This is a genomic window from Streptomyces malaysiensis subsp. malaysiensis, from assembly GCF_040653035.1.
GTDB classification, from domain to species: Bacteria; Actinomycetota; Actinomycetes; order Streptomycetales; family Streptomycetaceae; genus Streptomyces; species Streptomyces malaysiensis.
On the sequence record NZ_JBEZNG010000018.1, the window covers coordinates 203,064 to 223,796 of the forward strand.

General features: G+C 69.7%; 3 protein-coding genes. All 3 read right to left on the reverse strand.

Annotation, left to right across the window (positions count from 1 at the left end; genetic code table 11):
* Positions 1-8 precede the first annotated feature (8 nt).
* Positions 9-8,333 carry a type I polyketide synthase gene (locus AB0E24_RS30620; RefSeq protein ID WP_435865340.1) on the reverse strand — a complete coding sequence of 2,775 codons (8,325 nt, stop codon included), beginning with the start codon at positions 8,331-8,333 and terminating at the stop codon, positions 9-11.
* 173 nt (positions 8,334-8,506) lie between these two features.
* The gene (locus AB0E24_RS30625; protein ID WP_359381819.1) at positions 8,507-15,091 is read right to left on the reverse strand and encodes an SDR family NAD(P)-dependent oxidoreductase; all 6,585 of its coding nucleotides are present in this window, start codon (positions 15,089-15,091) and stop codon (positions 8,507-8,509) included.
* Between the two features lie 20 nt (positions 15,092-15,111).
* Entirely contained in the window at positions 15,112-20,625 is a 5,514-nt protein-coding gene (locus tag AB0E24_RS30630) for a type I polyketide synthase (protein WP_435865341.1), read from the reverse strand.
* Between the last annotated feature and the right edge of the window lie 108 nt (positions 20,626-20,733).

Sequence of the window (20,733 nt, forward strand, 5' to 3'; positions counted from 1 at the left end):
GGCAGGGCTCACTCCTGGGCGACCCCAGAAGGCGGGGTGGGAGCGGGTGGCAGGCTGGCTCCGGGTGACGGGGTGGCTCCGGCGGTTGGGGCGGATGCGGGAGTTTCGGCGGATGCGGGAGTCGGGGCGGATGCGGCGGGAGCGTCCGTATCGGCTTTCTCCAGCTCGTCCCACAGCTGCCGGGCCAGCATCCGGAGGGTGGGGTGGTCGAAGACAAAGCTGGGAGGCAACCGCAGCGCGGTGCGCTTGGCCAGGCGATCGCGTAGTTCCACCGCCATCAGGGAGTCCAGGCCGATCTCGGTGAACAGCACATCGGGATCGAGCGTGGCGGCCGCCGAGTGTCCCAGGACCCGGGCGGCCTCCTGCTGGACCATCTCCAGCAGGATCCGCTCCCGCTCCTCGGGGGTCGCGCCCGCCAGCCGGCCGGTCACCAGGCCCTGCTCGGCCGTGGCGCGAGTGGCTCGGCGGACCGGTGGCACCAGCCGGTGCAGCAACGGCTGCACCGCCCCGGTGGCGGCCTGGGCGCGGAGCGCACCGAGGTCCAGTTTGATGGGGAGGACCGTGGGTTCGGCCATACGCAGCGCGGTGTCGAAGAGCTCCATGCCCTCGGCCGGGGACAAGGGGGCCACCCCGCCGCGTGTCATCCGGCGCTGCTCTGCATCGCCGAGACGGCCGGTCATCCCCGTTCCCGCGGCCTGCCGCCACACGCCCCAGGCGAGGGATACTGCCGGCAGCCCCTGGGCCCGGCGTCGATGGGCCAGCGCGTCGAGGTAGGCGTTGGCGGCGGCGTAGTTGCCCTGACCCGCGTTGCCCAGGGTGCCGGCGGCGGAGGAGAACAGGACGAACGCGGACAGGCCCAGGTCCCGGGTCAGCTCGTGGAGATGGAGTGCTCCGTCCACCTTCGGCCGGAGCACCGCGTCCATACGTTCCGGGGTCAACGCGGTCAGCACACCGTCATCCAGAACACCGGCCGTATGCACCACCGCCGACAACGGAGCGTCTGCCGGGACGGCGTCCAGCAGCCCGGCCACCGCGTCCCGGTCCGCCACATCACACGCGACGATGCGTACGCGCGCACCCGCCTTCACCAGCTCCGCCTCCAACTCGGCGGCGCCGGGTGCCTCAAGCCCACTCCGGCTCGCCAACACCACACTCCGCACCCCGTGCACCGCCACCAGATGCCGTGCCACCACCGCACCCAACGCCCCCGTACCACCCGTCACCAGCACCGTCCCACCCGCGTCCTCCAAACCACCCGGACCGGACTGCGGCACATCCAGCACACGGATGAGGTGGCGGGTGAAGCAGGTGGTGTCGCGTAGGGCCAGTTGGTGCTGGTCACCGCCGAGCAGCGCGGGCAGTAGCGGGGTCGGTATCGTCCCTTGATCGATGTCGAGGAGGAGGATGCGCCCGGGGTTCTCCGCTTGTGCGGATCCCATCAGCCCCCATACCGCTGCCATCGCCGGATCGACCGGATCGGTCTCCCGGACGGCCATGGCGCCCCGCGTCACCACGACCAGCCGACTCGACGCCAACGAGGGCTCCTCCAGCCACGTTTGGACGACGCGCAACGCCCGTCCGGTCAGCTCGCGTACGTCGGCCGAACCACCGCCGACACCACCGCCCAGGTCCAGCAACAGCACATCGGGCGGTGAGGTCTCTGGCGTCGTGACCAGACGGTGTACGTCCTCGGCATCGGCCACCGGTACGGGTTCCGCGGTCGTGCCGTCCGGCTGAATCGACAGTTCTTCCCATGCGACGCGGAACATCCGGTCCGCCGTCGCCGCCGTGCCGAAGTGCTCGGCGCCGACCGGACGGGACACCACCGAGCCCACCGAGGCAACCGGGGCCCCGGAGTCATCGGCCAGGTCGAGGGTCATGGTGTTCGGGCCGGACGGTGTTACGCGTACTCGCAGCGCCGAGGCCCCCGAGGCATGCAACGCCACCTCTCGATAGGCGAACGGCAGCACGAGCTCCGCATCGACTTCGTCTCCGTCGTGGAAGGCGATGGTGTGCATGGCCGCGTCGAGGAGTGCCGGATGAAGCCCGAACCCCGCCGCCTGGACCCGATGCTCCTCCGGCAGAGCCACCTCCGCATACACCGCACCATCCAGCCGCCATGCCGCCCGCACCCCCTGGAACACCGGCCCATACCGATACCCAGCCCGCTCCAGGCCGTCGTACAAGCCCTCCACCTCCGCCGGATCCACCGCGACCGCGCCCGTCGGAGGCCACACCGACAACCCCGCGTCGGGAACGGACAGGCCCTCCGGGGGACACAACGTCCCGGTGGCGTGGCGCACCCATGGAGCACCCACACCGGCGTCCTCCGCCCGCGAATACACCCGCACAGCGCGCCGACCGTCTTCCTCGACCTCCCCCACGCTCACCCGCACCTGTGCCGCTGCCGCGCCCTCCGCCAACACCAGCGGAGCCTCCATCACCAGCTCCTCCACCCCACCGCAGCCCACCTCATCACCAGCCCGCACCACCAACTCCACAAACGCCGCACCCGGCAACAACACCGCACCCGCAGCCACATGATCGGCCAGCCACGGATGAGACCCCAACGACAACCGCGAGGAGAACAACACCTCACCCGACCCGGGCACCTCCGTCATCGCGCCCAGGAATGGATGCTCCACCCCCGCCAGCCCGGCGGACGCCACATCGCCGGCTCCACGCCCGTCCCCCACCAACCAGTAATGCTCCCGCTGGAACGCATACGTCGGCAGAGCCGAAATATGGGCGGGCAGAACCGTGGCACCGAACAGGGCACCGAAGTCGAGGTGTACGCCTGCCACATACAGTTGAGCGATGGCGGTCATCAGCGCACGGGGCTCGTCGCCCTCCCGCCGCAACGACGGCACCACCACACTCTCAGCAGCCGACCCTTCCGGCAGGCAATCACCCACCATCGCGGACAACACCGCATCCGGCGCCAACTCCAGATAGGTGCCCACACCATAGTCAGCGAGTGCTCGCACACCATCCGCAAACCGCACGGCAGAGCGCACATGCTCCACCCAATACTCCGGCGAACACACTGTCTCCGCATCCGCCAACCGCCCGGTCACATTCGACACCAGAGGAATCGCGGGCGCGGCGAACGACAGATCGGCGATCGCCTCCCGGAACTCCTCCAGCATCGGCTCCATACGCGCCGAGTGGAACGCATGCGACACCGCCAAACGCCTCGTCCGACACCCCTGATCCGACAAATCGCGCGCAACCCGTAGCACCGGCCCCTCATCACCGGAAAGCACCACCGCCGCAGGCCCGTTCACAGCCGCAATATCCACCCCCGACACCAACAGAGGCCGCACCGCGTCCTCACCCGCCCCTACCGCCACCATCGCGCCACCCTCCGGCAGCGCCTCCATCAGCCTGCCCCGCGCCGCCACCAACGCCGCCGCATCCTCCAACGACAACACACCCGCCACATACGCCGCCGTCACCTCACCCACCGAATGCCCACCCACCACATCCACCACCACACCCCACGACTCCACCAACCGGAACAACCCCACCTCCACCGCGAACAACCCCGCCTGAGCAAACACCGTCCGCTCCAACAACGCCCCGTCCCCAAACACCACCTCCCGCACCGAACCCACCACACCACCCGCACCCAACTCCCGATCCAACACCTCACACACCGCGTCGAAGGCATCCCGGAACACCGGGAACACCTCATACAACCCACGCCCCATCCCCACCCGCTGACACCCCTGACCAGCAAACAACACCCCCAACCGACCACGCACCACCGAACCCGACACCACACCCACACCCCCCTCACCCCGCACCAACCCACCCAACCCCACCAACAACTCCTCACGACCACCCGCCACCACCACCCCACGATCCGACAACCCCGCCCGACCACAACCCAACGCGTAGCCGAGTTCGCTCAAGTCGAGGTGCGGCTCGTCGGCTACGAAGGTCCGTAGCCGTTGCGCCTGGGCGGCGAGCGCCGCGGCGCCTCGGCCGGACACCACCAGCGGCACAGGGACGCCCTTCGGCCAGGACAGCGCCGGATCGGCCGACTCGGTCGCCGTCGGCGCCGCCTGTTCCAGGATGACGTGGGCGTTGGTGCCACTGACCCCGAACGCGGACACTCCAGCCCGGCGCGGACGACCCACCTCAGGCCACACCCGCTCCTCGGTCAACAGCTCCACCGCGCCTGCCGACCAATCCACCTGTGAGGTCGGCTCGTCCACATGCAACGTCCGAGGAGCGATGCCATGCCGCAACGCCAACACCATCTTGATCACACCGGCCACACCCGCGGCCGCCTGCGCATGACCGATATTCGACTTCAACGACCCCATTAGCAACGGCCGATCACGGTCCTGACCGTACGTGGCCAACACCGCCTGCGCCTCAATGGGATCGCCCAGCGCCGTACCCGTGCCATGTGCCTCGACCACATCCACCTCGGCCGCCGACACACCCGCACTGGCCAGCGCCTGCCGAATGACACGCTGCTGCGACGGACCATTCGGCGCCGTCAACCCATTCGACGCACCATCCTGATTCACCGCACTGCCCCGCACCACCGCCAACACCCGATGGCCGTTCCGCTCCGCGTCCGACAGCCGCTCCAGCGCCAGCACACCCACACCCTCGGCCCACCCCGTCCCGTCCGCCGACGCCGAAAACGACTTGCACCGGCCATCGACCGACATGCCGCGCTGCCGCGAGAAGGCGATGAAGATACCGGGAGTCGGCATCACCGTGACCCCACCGGCAAGGGCGATCGAGCACTCGCCCGCTCGCAACGCCTGCGCCGCCAAGTGCAACGCCACCAGGGACGAGGAGCACGCCGTGTCCACCGCGACCGACGGCCCCTCGAAGCCGAGCGCATACGACACCCGCCCTGACAGCACGCTCGCCGAGGCGCCGAGCCCCAGCATGCCTTCGAGCTCGGCGGGAACCGGCTCCACGCCCGAGCCGTAGTTGTGGTACGTCACACCGGAGAAGACACCGACGTCCTTGCCCCGCAGCGTGGTCGGGTCGATCCCGGCGCGTTCCAGCGCTTCCCACGAGGTTTCCAGCATCAGACGTTGTTGCGGGTCCACGGCCAGTGCCTCGCGTGGTGAGATCCCGAAGAAACCCGCGTCGAACTCCCCGGCGTCGTGCAGAAATCCGCCTTGGTGCGCATAGCTGGTAGCGGGGTGGTCCGGGTCCGGGTGGAACAGATTCTCCAGATCCCAGCCACGGTTCACGGGGAAGTCGCTGACCCCGTCCCGCCCCTGAAGCACCAGGTCCCATAGCTCTTCCGGGGTGGAGACGCCACCCGGCAGCCGGCACGCCATGCCCACAATCGCCACCGGCTCGGTCGACACATCCCCCGGCACCCCCTCCGGGGCCGCCGTATCCCCGATGAGTTCGTCACGCAGGAAGTCGGCGAGAATCAGGGGCGTGGGGTAGTCGAAGAGCAGGGTGGTCGGCAGAGTCCGGTCGGTGAGCGCGTTCAGACGGTTTCGCAGCTGTACTGCGGTGGCCGAGTCGAAGCCGATCTGGTTGAACACCATGTCCGGTTCAATGGCGTCCAGCGAGGAGTGGCCCAAGACGCTCGCGGTCTCCTGGCGGACGGTCTCCAGCAGGATGCGTTCCTGTTCCTGCGTGGACTCCCCAAGGAGGCGAGCGGTCAAGGCGCCGGTCTCGGCGGGCAGTTCGACCAGGCCCGGAAGCTGATCGTCGATGGCTCCCGCATCGGTGGGAATGGCGTTCTTCAGCCAGTAGTGCTGATGCTGGAAGGCGTACGTCGGCAGATCCAACGCGGCGCGCGCCGGGATGTCGCCCAGCAGGGCGGTCCAGTTCACGGGGACACCGCGTACGTACACCTCGGCCAGGGAAGTGAGCACCCGACGCATATCACCCTCGTCCCGGCGGAGCGTCCCGGTCACCACGACCGGCCCAACGTCCGCTCGCTCCACCGCCGCCTCGATACCCATCGTCAGCACCGGATGCGCGCTCACCTCAACAAACGCCGCAAAGCCATCCTCGATCAACCGGTCGATCGACGGCCCGAAGCGCACGGTGCTCCGCAGATTCCGGTACCAGTACCCGGCGTCCAACTCCGCCGTGTCCAGCCACTCCGCCGCCACCGTGGAGAAGAACGGAATACGTGAGGACACCGGCCTCACCCGCGACAACGACCGGGCCAACTCCCCCTCGATCGCCTCCACCTGCGCCGTATGCGAGGCGTAATCCACATCAACCCACCGCGCCCGCACCCCCGCGCCCCCACACTCCGCCACCAACTCCCGCAACGCCTTCACCTCACCGGCCACCACCACAGACGACGGCCCATTCACCGCCGCCACCTCGATACGCCCCGACCACCGCTCAACCAACCCCTCCACCTCCGCCACACCCACCGCCAACGACACCATCCCACCCCGACCCGACAACCCCGCCGCCACCGCACGACTCCGCAACACCACCACCCGCACCGCATCCTCCAACGACAACCCACCCGCCACACACGCCGCCGCAATCTCCCCCTGCGAATGACCCACCACCACCGACGGCACCACACCAGCCGCCAACCACACCCGCGCCAACCCCACCATCACCGCAAACGACACCGGCTGCACCACATCCACCCGATCAAAACCCGGAGCGCCATCAGCCCCACACAACACATCCCTCAACGACCAATCCACATACGCCGACAACGCCACCTCACACTCACCAATCACCTCCGCAAACACCGGCGAAGACTCCAACAACTCCGCCCCCATCCCCACCCACTGCGCCCCCTGACCAGGGAAGACGAACGCCACCCGACCCCGGACATCCGCCTTCCCCACCACACCACCCGGCGTACCCTCCGCCACCGCGCCCAGCCCCGCCAACGCCTCGCCGCTATCGCCCGCCACCACCACCGCACGGTCCGACAACGCCGCCCGACCAGCGGCCAGCCCCGCCCCCAACTCCCCAACACTCAAATCTGGATGAGCCTGCACATACGCCAGCAACTTTTCCGCCTGTCCCCGCAACCCCGCACCACCACGCCCGGACACCACCAACGGCACCACACCGCCCCGCGCCTCCACGACCGGTTCCGCGTCTCCCGACGGCTCCGGAGCCTGCTCAAGAATCACGTGAGCGTTCGTCCCGCTCACCCCGAACCCCGACACCCCAGCCCGACGCGGACGACCCACCTCCGGCCACACCCGCTCCTCAGTCAGCAGCTCCACCGCACCCACCGACCAATCCACCTGCCGCGAAGGCTCATCCACATGCAACGTCCTCGGCAACACCCCATACCGCAACGCCAACACCATCTTGATCACACCAGCCACACCCGCAGCCGCCTGCGTATGACCGATGTTCGACTTCAACGACCCCAACCACAACGGACACCCCTCAGGCCGATCCTGGCCATACGTGTCCAAGAGCGCCTGCGCCTCGATGGGGTCACCCAGTGCCGTGCCCGTCCCATGCGCCTCGACGGCATCCACATCCGAAGCCACCAGCCCCGCACTCGCCAACGCCTGCCGGATGACACGCTGCTGCGACGGACCATTCGGCGCCGTCAAACCATTCGACGCACCATCCTGATTCACCGCACTACCCCGCACCACCGCCAACACCCGATGCCCATTCCGCTCGGCATCCGACAACCGCTCCACCAGCAGCACGCCCGCGCCCTCGGAGAAGCCGGTGCCGTCCGCCGCTGCCGCGAACGCCCTGCAACGGCCGTCCTTGGACATCCCGCGCTGCCGCGAGAAGCCGACGAAGATACCGGGGTTGGCCATGACGGTCACACCTCCGGCCAGCGCCATCGAGCATTCGCCCAACCGCAGCGCCTGTACGGCCAAGTGCAAGGCCACCAGTGACGAGGAGCACGCCGTGTCCACCGCGACCGACGGGCCCTCGAAGCCGAGTGCGTAGGACACCCGCCCCGACAAGACGCTCGCCGAGGTGCCCGTGCCCATCACCGCCTCGAGCTCCTCGGGGACCCGCGCCCCGGAGCCGTAGCTGTGGTAGGTCACCCCGGAGAAGACTCCGATGTCCTTGCCACGCAGCGCGGTCGGGTCGATCCCGGCCCGTTCGAACGCCTCCCAGGAGGTCTCGAGCATGATGCGCTGCTGCGGATCCATTGCCAGCGCCTCACGCGGCGAGATCCCGAAGAAGCCCGCGTCGAACTCCCCCGCGTCGCGCAGAAAACCACCCTCGCGGACATAGCTGGTGCCCGGGTGATCCGGATCCGGGTCGAAGAGGTTCTCCAGATCCCAGCCACGGTCCTCCGGAAACCCACCGACCGCATCGCCACCGGACGCCACCAGGTCCCACAGCCCCTCCGGCGTGGTCACCCCGCCCGGCAACCGGCACGCCATCCCGACGATCGCGATCGGTTCCGACAGGCCACGGCGTATGTCGGCGTTCTCCCGCTCGAGCCGCTCGTTCTCCATGAGCGTGACACGCAGCGCTTCGACGACCTTCGCTTCGGGAGTGGTCATCCCGGCCTCCGCATTCCGAACCGACATTACTTCCCGGCCTTGCTCATGGCTCGTTGCACCAGACTGGCGACATCCATATCGGCGATGCCGGCGGCCGGTTGCTCTTCCGGCGACTGCTCTTCCGGTGTCCGCCCCTCCTCCGATGGCCCGTCCACCGGCTGCTCCCCCTCGGATTCCCGGACCAGCGCCATGAGGGTGTCGAGGATGCCCAGCTCCTGGAAGCGGCTCACTGGTGTCCTGGCCAGCGCGCGGCGCAGGCCCTCCTCGCTGTCGGTGGGGCTTTGCGCGGGCGGAGCGTCCGGGCAGAGCTTCGTCCGCAAGTGGCGCATCAGGGCGGTGGGCGTCGGATAGTCGAAGACCAGCGTGGCCGGGAGGCGTATTCCGGTGTGGTTGGCCAACCGGTTGCGCAGTTCCACCGCCGTGAGGGAGTCGAAGCCGATTTCGTTGAACGCCAGATCCGGCCCGATGGCGTGGGCGGAGGCGTGGCCCAGTACCCGAGCCGCTTCCCGGCAGACCAGGTCGAGCAGGATCTGCTCCTGCTCCTCGGGCGTGGCCCTGGTCAGGCGCTGGGTGAAGGCGTCCAGGTCGGCGGCGGTCCGCGCGGTGCGCCGACGCTGCCGGACGAGGCCACGGAGCAACGGTGGCACCGGTTCGGTGGTGGCCTGGGCCCGTAGCGCTCCGAGGTCCAGTTTCATGGGAAGGACCACCGGATGGGGCATGTGCAGTGCGGTGTCGAACAGCTCGCCGCCTTCACCCTCCGACAGTCCGGCCACTCCTCCGCGCGCCATGCGCCGCTGGTCGGCGTCGGTGAGGTGACCGGTGAGCCCGGCGCCAGCGCCCTGTGCCCACAGCCCCCAGGCGAGTGAGATTCCCGGGAGACCCTGCGCGCGGCGCCGATGTGCCAGGGCGTCCAGGAAGGCGTTGGCCGCCACATAGCTGCCCTGCCCCGAGCTGCCCAGCGTCCCCGCGGCCGAGGAGAAGAGGACGAAGGCCGCCAGATCCAGGTGTCGGGTCAGCTCGTGCAGGTGAAGTGCGGCATCCACCTTCGGGGCGAAGACCGTGTCCAGCCGCTCGCTGGTCAAGGCGGTGATCACACCGTCGTCCAGCGCGCCGGCGCTGTGTATCACGGCGGTCAGCGGCGCATCCGCGGGCAGTGAGGACAGCAGCTCGGCCAAGGCGTCGCGGTCCGCCACATCACAGGCGGCGATCCGTACCCGTGCGCCGAGTGAGGTCAGCTCCCGCTCCAGTTCGGCGGCGCCGGCGGCCTGGGCCCCGCTCCGGCTGGTCAGCACCAGATTCCGTACGCCGTGCTCGGCCACGAGGCGCCTGGCGGCCACCTTGCCCAGCGATCCGGTGCCACCCGTGATGAGCGCGGTGCCCCGCGAGTCCAGCCGGCGCGGCAGGGTGAACACGTTCTTGCCGATGTGCTGCGCCTGGCTCATGAAGCGGAAGGCGGCCGGGGCACGCCGGATGTCCCATACGGTCACCGGTGGCGGGGTCAGCACCCCCTTCTCGAAGAGGTCGACCAGCTCGATCAGCATCCGCTGGATGCGCTCGCCACCCGCCTCGGCCAGGTCGAACGCCCGGTAGGCCACACCGGGGTGTTGGGCGCCCACCTCTTCGGCGTCCCGGATATCGCTCTTGCCCATCTCGATGAACCGACCGCCGCTGGGCAGCAGTCGGAGTGAGGCGTCCACGAAGTCTCCGGCGAGGGCGTCCAACACCACATCGAAGCCACGGCCGCCGGTCATCTCCAGGAATCGCTGCTCGAACTCCAGCGTGCGGGAGTTGGCCAGCCGTCCGTCCGGTACACCGGTGGCCCGCGCCGCGTCCCACTTGGCCGGGCTGGCCGTGCCGTAGACCTCGGCGCCCCAATGCCGGGCCAGCTGCACCGCGGCCATGCCGACACCACCGGCGGCGGCATGGATCAGAACCGACTCCCCGCGCTCCAGCCCCGCCAGATCCCGCAGCCCGAAGTAGGCGGTGAGGAAGGCGCAGGGGACCGCGGCCGCCTGCTCGAACGACCACCCCTCCGGCATCAGGACGAGGGTGAGGCAGTCGGCGACGGCGATGGGCCCGCCCGCGCCCTCGAAGAGCCCCATGACCCGGTCACCCGGAGCGAAGCGGGTGACACCCGGGCCGACCTCCGTGACCACACCAGCGCCCTCGTTGCCGATGCTGATCTCCCCGGGGTACATGCCCAATGCCATCAGCACATCGCGGAAGTTGAGTCCCGCGGCACGAGTCTCGATCCGGACATGGCCCGGGGCCAGTGGCGCAAGTGCATTCGGCGACGGCAGCAGTGCCAGACCCTCCAGCGTTCCCGGACCGCGGGTGCCCAGCTGCCACGCGGGCTCGCCCTCCGGCGCCACCAGTGACTCGTCGGCCGTCGCCCGGGTCAGACGACGTAGATGGCAGACGCCTCCGCGCAGTGCGAGCTGTGGTTCGTCTCCGGTGAGCAGGGTGGGCAGAAGGGCTGGCAGCGCCTTGGCGGAGGCCGGTGTGTCGTCCACGTCGATGAGCAGGATCCGCCCGGGGTTCTCCGACTGCGCGGTGCCGACCAGCCCCCAGGCCGCCGCCACGGACGGGTCGATCGGATCGGTGTCCCGCACTCCTACGGCTCCCTGCGTCACCACGACCAGTCGCGTGTCCTCCAGCGTGGGCTCGGTCAGCCATGTCTGGAGCACATCCAGCACCTGGCCGGTCAGTTCATGTACGGCGGCCACGCTGGTGTCATCGCTCACCGCATCACCGGAGCCGATCTCGTACAACAGCACCGGTGGCGCTTCGGCCGACTCGGCGGCAGGGGGTGCGTCGACTCGGGAGGCCAACTGCCGTACGTCCTGCGCGGTGTGCACGGAGACGGTGTCCAGTGGTGTGTCGGCGATGGCGCCGACCCGCAGCTCCTCCCACCCCACGAGAAACATCTGGTCCATGCACGTCCGGGTGGCGGGGTTCAGAAGCGCCGCCGGCATCGGCCGCGATACGAGCGACTCGACCACCGCGACCGCCGCCCCGCTCGGATCGGCCAGCCGAAGGCCCATCCCTTCCTTGCCGTTGGGCGTGATACGTACGCGCAGTGCCGCAGCCCCGGTGGCGTGCAGGGACACTCCGCGATAGGCGAACGGCAGGCTGGGCCCCGCCTGGGCGTCGGCGCGGTCAGGGAACGCGGTGGCGTGCAGGGCCGCGTCGAACAGTGCGGGATGCAGCCCGAACGCGGTGGCTTCGGCCGACAGTTCATCGGGCAGGGCCACCTCGGCGAAGACCTCGTCACCTCGCGTCCACGCAGCCCGCAGACCGCGGAAGGCCGGGCCGTATCCGTAGCCGTTCGCCTCCAGCTCCTCGTAGATGCCGCGCACCCGCTCCTCCGGGACCGCCACGGCCCCCGTGGGGGGCCACTGCGTGAGGTCCGCGCCCAGCTCATCGGGGGTCTCCTGGGCAAGGGTGCCGCTGATGTGGCGAGTCCAGGGGGTGTCCGTGCCGCCGTCCTGGCCGCGTGAGTGCACTGCCACCGGGCGTCGGCCGGAGTCGTCGAGTGCGCCGACGCTCACCCGCACCTGCACACCATCGCGCTCGGGCAGCGTGAGCGGTGCTTCGACGACCAGCTCCTCCACGACACCGCAGCCGACCTCGTCACCGGCGCGCACCGCCAGCTCCACGAACGCCGATCCCGGCAGCAGCACCGTGCCCGCCGCCGCATGGTCGGCCAGCCAGGGATGCGTACGCAGCGACAGTCGGGAGCTGAACAGCAGTCCCCCGGACTCCGGCAGCTCGGTGACGGCGCCCAACAGCGGGTGGTCGGCCCCCGCAAGTCCCAGCGCGGCGGCGTCCGCGGTTTCGCCTCGCCGTCCCAGCCAGTAGTGCTGATGCTGGAAGGCGTACGTCGGCAGATCCAACGCGGCCCGCGCCGGGATGTCACCCAGCAGGGCGGTCCAACTGACGGGGACACCGCGTACGTATGCCTCGGCCAGGGAAGTGAGCACGCGACGCATATCGCCCTGATCCCGGCGGAGCGTCCCAGTCGCCACGACCGGCCCGGCGTCCGCTTGCTCCGCCGCCGCCTCGATGCTCATCGTCAGCACCGGATGCGCGCTCACTTCGACAAACGCCGCGAAGCCTTCCTCGATCAACCGGTCGATCGACGGCGCGAAACGCACGGTGCTCCGCAGATTCCGGTACCAGTACCCGGCGTCCAGCTCGGCCGTGTCCAGCCACCCAGCCTCCACCGTCGAAAAGAACGGAATATGAGACGGCACCGGACGAATTTGCGCCAACGACCGGGCCAACTCCCCCTCGACCGCCTCCACCTGCGCCGTATGCGAGGCGTAATCCACATCAACCCACCGCGCCCGCACCCCCGCCGCCTCGCACTCCAACACCAACCCCCGCAACGCCTCCATCTCACCGGCCACCACCACCGACGACGGCCCATTCACCGCCGCCACCTCGATACGCCCCGACCACCGCTCAACCAGCCTCTCCGCCTCCGCCACACCCACCGCCAACGACACCATCCCGCCACGACCCGACAACCCCGCCGCCACCGCACGACTCCGCAACACCACCACCCGCACCGCATCCTCCAACGACAACCCACCCGCCACACACGCCGCCGCAATCTCCCCCTGCGAATGACCCACCACCACCGACGGCACCACACCAGCCGCCAACCACACCCTCGCCAACCCCACCATCACCGCAAACGACACCGGCTGCACCACATCCACCCGATCCAAACCCGGCACACCCCCAACCCCACACAACACGTCCCTCAACGACCAATCCACATACGCCGACAACGCCACCTCACACTCACCGATCGCCTCCGCGAACACCGGCGAAGACTCCAACAACTCCGCCCCCATCCCCACCCACTGCGCCCCCTGGCCAGGGAAGACGAACGCCACCCGGCCCTGTGCGTCCGCCCTGCCCACCACATCGCTATCGGCCACCTCACCTCCGGCCAGGGCCGCCAGCCCCGCCATGGCCTCACTCCGGTCCCCCGCCAGCACCACCGCACGTTCCGACAGCCCCGCCCGCGACGCCGCCAATGACCGTGCCAAATGGCCCAAATCCGCGTCCGGCCGTCGCTCAACGAAGTCCAGCAACCGCCGGGCCTGGCCCCGCAGCCCCGAGCCGTCAGAGCCCGACACCACCAACGGCACCACGCCAGCCGACGACACACCGCCCGGCGCCTCCACCACCGGCGCCGCCTCAACAGCCGCTTCCAGGGCCTGCTCAAGGATCACGTGAGCGTTCGTCCCGCTCACTCCGAACCCCGACACACCAGCCCGACGAGGACGACCCACCTCCGGCCACACCCGCTGCTCCGCCAGCAGCTCCACCGCACCCGCCGACCAATCCACCTGCCGCGAAGGCTCATCCACATGCAACGTCCTCGGCAACACCCCACACCGCAACGCCAACACCATCTTGATCACACCAGCCACACCCGCGGCCGCCTGCGCATGACCGATATTCGACTTCAACGACCCCAACCACAACGGACGCCCCTCAGGCCGATCCTGGCCGTAGGTCGTCATCAATGCCTGGACCTCGATCGGATCACCCAGCGTGGTGCCCGTGCCGTGCCCTTCCACCGCATCCACATCCGCCGCCACAAGACCCGCACTCGCCAACGCCTGCCGGATGACACGCTGCTGCGACGGACCATTCGGCGCCGTCAAACCATTCGACGCACCGTCCTGATTCACCGCACTGCCCCGCACCAACGCCAACACCCGATGGCCACGTCGCTCAGCATCGGACAACCGCTCCAACACCAGCACACCCACACCCTCGGCCCACCCCGTACCGTCCGCCGACGCCGAGAACGACTTGCACCGGCCATCGACCGCCATTCCGCGCTGTCGCGAGAAGCCGACGAAGGCGCTGGGGGTGGACATGACGGTGGCCCCTCCGGCCAGCGCCATCGAGCATTCGCCCGACCGCAGCGCCTGCGCGGCCAGATGCACACCCACGAGTGATGAGGAGCACGCCGTGTCGATCGTCATCGCCGGGCCCTCGAACCCCAGCTCATAGGCGACCCGGCCGGTGAGTACACTCGCCGAGCTGCCCGTCATCAGATAGCCCTCGACACCCTCGGGCACCGAGTCCACGTCCGTGGCGTAGTCCTGGTTGAGGGTGCCGAAGTAGACGCCGACGTCCTTACCGCGCAGGGCCGTCGGGTCGATTCCGGCGCGCTCCAACGCCTCCCACGACGTCTCCAGCAGCAACCTCTGCTGCGGATCCATCGCCAGTGCCTCGCGGGGCGAAATCCCGAAGAATCCCGCGTCGAACTCCCCCGCGTCGCGCAGAAAACCACCCTCGCGGACATAGCTGGTGCCCGGGTGATCCGGATCCGGGTCGAAGAGGTTCTCCAGATCCCAGCCACGGTCCTCCGGAAACCCACCGACCGCATCGCCACCGGACGCCACCAGGTCCCACAGCCCCTCCGGCGTGGTCACCCCGCCCGGCAACCGGCACGCCATCCCGACGATCGCGATCGGTTCCGACCGCTCGGCCTCGATCTCGGTGAGCCGTTGCCGCGCCTGGTGCAGGTCCGCGGTCACCCGCTTGAGGTACCGGACCAGTTTCTCGTCGTTGTCCACCGGAGGTCACCTTCCCCTTCTCACTCGTAGGCGCGGTCGGAATCCGACGGCTCCACGATTCCGAACTCGTCGTCGATGAAGGCCAGTACGTCGTCGACCGACGCCGCGTCGAGCGTCGCTTCGATATCGGCGCCTCCGGCCGGCCCGGAGGCATCGGCGCTGAGCTTGACCGCCAGGGCCCGGAGCCGAGCCGCCGCGCCCGTGTCCTTGGCGCCACCCGGTGGCCTGGCGGCCACCAGTTCTTCGAGCCTCGCCACTTCGGCCAGCACCGGGTCCTGGGTGGTGTCGGCGCCCAGGCGGGTGTTCAGATGGTCCGCCAGGGTCTGTGGCGTGGGGAAGTCGAAGGCGAACGTGGCGGGGAGCCGCAGTGCGGTACGGGCGAGGAGCCGGTCCCGTAGCTCTATCACCGTGAGCGAGTCGAAGCCGACATCGGTGAAGGCGGCATCGGGGCCGATACGGCCGACCGAGGTGTAGCCGAGCACATACGCCGCCTCCTGCCGGACCAGGTCGAGAAGGATCGCCTGCCGGTCCGCGGAGCCCGCCCCGGCCAGTCGTGCGGTGAGCGTGTCGGCGTCGTGGCCATGCGCCGATCGGGCCTGCTGCCGGGGCTGCCGGGGCTGGGGGACCAGCCCGCGCAGCGGCGGCGGCACCGACCCGGTGGCGGCCTGGGCCCGCAGTGCGCCGAGGTCCAGCTTGATGGGGAGGACCGTGGGCTCGCCCGTACGCAGCGCGGTGTCGAACAGTTCCATGCCCTCTGCGGCGGACAGCGCGGTGAGGCCGTCGCGTGCCAGTCGGCGGTGGTCGGTATCGCCGAGCTGGGCGGTCATCCCCGCGTCGTGGGACCACATACCCCACCCGAGGGAGGTCGCGGGAAGCCCCTGGGCGGCCCGGTGCTGTGCGAGCGCGTCGAGGTAGGCGTTGGCCGCGGCGTAGTTGCCCTGTCCTGAGCTGCCGAAGGTTCCAGCGGCGGAGGAGAACAGGACGAACGCGGACAGCTCCAGCTCCCGGGTCAGCTCATGCAGATGGAGCGCCCCGTCCACCTTCGGCCGGAACACCGCGTCCATACGTTCCGGGGTCAAGGCGGTCAGCACACCGTCATCCAGAACACCGGCCGTATGCACCACCGCCGACAGCGGAGCATCCTCGGGGACGGCATCCAGCAGCCCGGCCACCGCGTCCCGGTCCGCCACATCACACGCGACGATCCGCACCCGCGCACCGGCCCCCACCAGCTCCGCCTCCAACTCGGCGGCACCAGCGGCCCCAGGCCCACTCCGACTCGCCAACACCACACTCCGCACCCCATGCACCGCCACCAGATGCCGCGCCACCACCGCACCCAACGCCCCCGTACCACCGGTCACCAACACCGTCCCGCCCACGCCCGCCAAACCACCCGGACCGGACTCGGGCGCATCCACGACATGGGTGAGCCGCCGCAGGAAGCACGTTCCCGCACGGATGGCGGCCTGGGTCTCGTCGGCCGCGAACAGAGCGGGGACGACGGTGCTCAGTGCCGCGTACGACGACGGCTCGTTGTCGATGTCCATCAGCAGGATGCGCCCGGTGTTCTCCGACTGCGCGGTGCCGACCAGCCCCCAGACGGCGGCGATGGCGGGGTCGACCGGCTCACCCGGGTCGACGGCGACCGCGCCCGTGGTCAGCACGATCAATCGAGTGCTGTCCAAAGCGGGTTCGGTCGACCACGCCTGGACAACTTCCAGTACGCGGCTGGTCAGCTCACGCACACTTCCGGCATCGGTCACCTCGACCGTCATGGCGCCGAACCGATCACCGCGCTCGGCCAGTGCGCGCACGTCCTCAGCCGTGGTCACCCGCACCGTGCCCAGCGTGGTGCCGTCCGGCGTCAGCGCCGCCTCCTCCCAGCCCGGGCGGAGCAGACGGTCATGTGTCGAGGCGGTCTTGAACTGCCCGGGCTCGACCGGGCGGGACACCATCGAACCCACCGAAGCCACCGGAGCGCCGGTCTCATCGGCCAGGTCCAGGGTCAGCGTGTCCTCTCCGGTGGGGACCACCCGCACCCGCAAGGCCGTGGCACCCGTGGCGTACAGCGCCACATCACGCCAGACGAAGGGAAGCGCCGTCCACCGGTCGGCGCGCTCCGCACGGTGCTGGAAGGCGGCCGCGTGCATGGCCGCGTCGAGGAGTGCCGGGTGGAGTCCGAACCCCGCCCCCTGAGCCTGATGGTCCTCCGGCAGAGCCACCTCCGCATACACCGCACCATCCAGCCGCCATGCCGCCCGCACCCCCTGGAACACCGGCCCATACCGATACCCAGCCCGCTCCAGTCCGTCGTACAGGCCCTCCACCTCCGCCGGATCCACCGCGACCGCACCGGCCGGAGGCCACACCGACAGCCCCGCGTCGGGAGCGGACAGGCCCTCCGGGGGACACAACGTCCCCGTGGCATGCCGCACCCACGCAGCGCCCGCCCCGGCGTCCTCCGCCCGCGAGTACACCCGCACCGGGCGCCGACCAGTGTCGTCGGCCTCCCCCACACTCACCCGCACCTGCACCGCCGCGCCCTCCGCCAACACCAGCGGAGCCTCCATCACCAACTCCTCCACCCCACCGCAGCCCACCTCATCACCAGCCCGCACCACCAACTCCACAAACGCAGCCCCCGGCAACAACACCGCACCCGCAGCCACATGATCAGCCAGCCACGGATGAGACCCCAACGACAACCGCGAGGAGAACAACACCTCACCCGACCCCGGCACCTCCACCACCGCACCCAACAACGGATGCCCCACACCCGCCAACCCGGCGGACGCCACATCGCCAGCTCCACGCCCGTCCCCCACCAACCAGTAATGCTCCCGCTGGAACGCATACGTCGGCAGGTCAACCGATCCGTTACGCGCCCCGCCCAGCACCGCCGCCCAGTCCATGTGCACACCACGCGTATGGCAGCTGGCCAGCGCCGTGACGAAGGCACGAGTCTCGTCGCCCTCCCGGCGGAGGGCCGGTACGAAGGCAGCCTGCCCGTCGTCCAGGCACTCGCGGCCCATCGCGGACAGCGTGCCATCGGGGCCCAGCTCCAGATACGTACTCACCCCGTACTCGGCAAGCGCCCGCACACCGTCCGCGAACTGCACCGCCGAACGCACATGCTCCACCCAATACTCCGGCGAACACACCACCTCCGCATCCGCCAACCGCCCGGTCACATTCGACACCAGAGGGATCTCCGGCGCCGAGAACGACAGCCCCTCCACCACCCGCCGGAACTCCTCCAGCATCGGCTCCATACGCCCCGAGTGGAACGCATGCGACACCGCCAAACGCCTCGTCCGACACCCCTGATCCGACAACTCCCCCGCCACCCGCAACACCGGCCCCTCATCACCGGAAAGCACCACCGCCGCAGGCCCGTTCACCGCCGCGATATCCACCCCCGACACCAACAAAGGCCGCACCACATCCTCACCCGCAGCCACCGCCACCATCGCCCCACCCTCCGGCAACGCCTCCATCAACCGACCCCGCGCCGCCACCAACACCGCCGCATCCTCCAACGACAACACACCCGCCACATACGCCGCCGTCACCTCACCCACCGAATGCCCACCCACCACATCCACCACCACACCCCACGACTCCACCAACCGGAACAACCCCACCTCCACCGCAAACAACCCCGCCTGAACAAACACCGTCCGCTCCAACAACCCCCCACCCCCGAACACCACCTCCCGCACCGAACCCACCACACCACCCGCACCCAACTCCCGATCCAACACCTCACACACCACATCAAACGCATCCCGGAACACCGGGAACACCTCATACAACCCACGCCCCATCCCCACCCGCTGACACCCCTGACCAGCAAACAACACCCCCAACCGACCACGCACCACCGAACCCGACACCACACCCACACCCCCCTCACCCCGCACCAACCCACCCAACCCCACCAACAACTCCTCACGACCACCCGCCACCACCACCCCACGATCCGACAACCCCGCCCGACCACAACCCAACGCGGCCCCCAGCTCAGCCACCCCCACCTCGGGATGGGCTTCGGCGAAGTCCAGCATCCGCCGCGCCTGGGCCCGCAAGGCCGCTTCCCCCCGCCCCGACACCACCAACGGCACCACACCACCCGGCACCACGCCATCCGGCGCCTCCACCACCGGCGCCGCCTCCACGGCCGCTTCCGGGGCCTGCTCAAGGATCACGTGGGCGTTGGTCCCGCTCACCCCGAACCCCGACACACCGGCCCGACGAGGACGGTCCACCTCCGGCCACACCCGCCGTTCCGTCAACAGCTCCACCGCACCGGACGACCAATCCACTTGCGGCGAAGGCTCATCCACATGCAACGTCCTCGGCAACACCCCATGCCGCAGCGCCATCACCATCTTGATGACCCCGGCCACGCCCGCCGCGCCCTGTGTATGGCCGATGTTGGACTTGAGCGAGCCCAGCCACAGCGGACGGTCCTCCGGTCGCCCCTGGCCGTAGGTGGCCAGCAGCGCCTGGGCCTCGATCGGATCGCCCAGCGCCGTGCCCGTCCCATGGGCCTCCACCGCGTCCACCTCGGACGGGGTGAGGTGTGCGTTGGCCAGCGCCTGACGGATGACACGCTGCTGCGACGGACCATTCGGCGCCGTCAACCCATTCGACGCACCATCCTGATTCACCGCACTGCCCCGCACCACCGCCAACACCCGATGGCCGTTCCGCTCCGCGTCCGACAGCCGCTCCAGCAGCAGCACGCCCGCGCCCTCGGAGAAGCCGGTGCCGTCCGCCGCCGCGGCGAATGCCTTGCAGCGTGCGTCGGCGGCGAGTCCGCGCTGGCGGGAGAAGCCGATGAACGCACGAGGTGTGCCCAGGACGGTGACGCCACCGGCCAGCGCCATCGAGCAGTCTCCGGCCCGGAGGGCCCGTGCCGCCAGGTGGAGGGCCACCAGCGACGCGGAGCAGGCGGTGTCGACCGTGACCGCGGGGCCTTCGAAACCGAGGGTGTAGGAGATCCGGCCGGAGAGCACACTTCCGGCGTCGGAGGTCATCAGATAGCTCTCCAGGGCCTCGGGCAGCTCCGGGAGCCCGGACCCGTAGTCGCTGCCCGCGAAGCCGGAGAAGACACCGACGTCCTTGCCGCGCCATGCGGTCGGGTCGATTCCCGCCCGTTCGAACGCCTCCCAGGAGAGCTCGAGCATGATGCGCTGCTGCGGATCCATCGTGACCGCCTCGCGCGGGGAGATTCCGAAGAAGGCCGCGTCGAACTCCCCCGCATCGTGCAGAAACCCGCCCTCGCGCACGTAGCTGGTGCCCCGGTGGTCGGGGTCCGGATGGAACAGGTTGGCCAGGTCCCAGCCGCGGTTCACCGGGAAGCCGGTGATCCCGTCCCGCCCGTGCTCCACCAGATCCCACAGCTGCTCCGGGGACGACACCCCGCCCGGGAGCCGGCAGGCCATCGCGACGATCGCGATCGGCTCCGACTTCTCGGCCTCCAGTTCGCGGATCCGCTTCTGGGAGCGGCGGGCGTCCGCCAGCACGCGCTTGAGGTATTCGCGCAGCTTCCCGTCATCTGCCATGAGAGTTCGCTCCTGAACGAAACGGTGGCGTCTGCTGGAGGGTCGGCGGGTGCGGTGTGGATGCGGTCG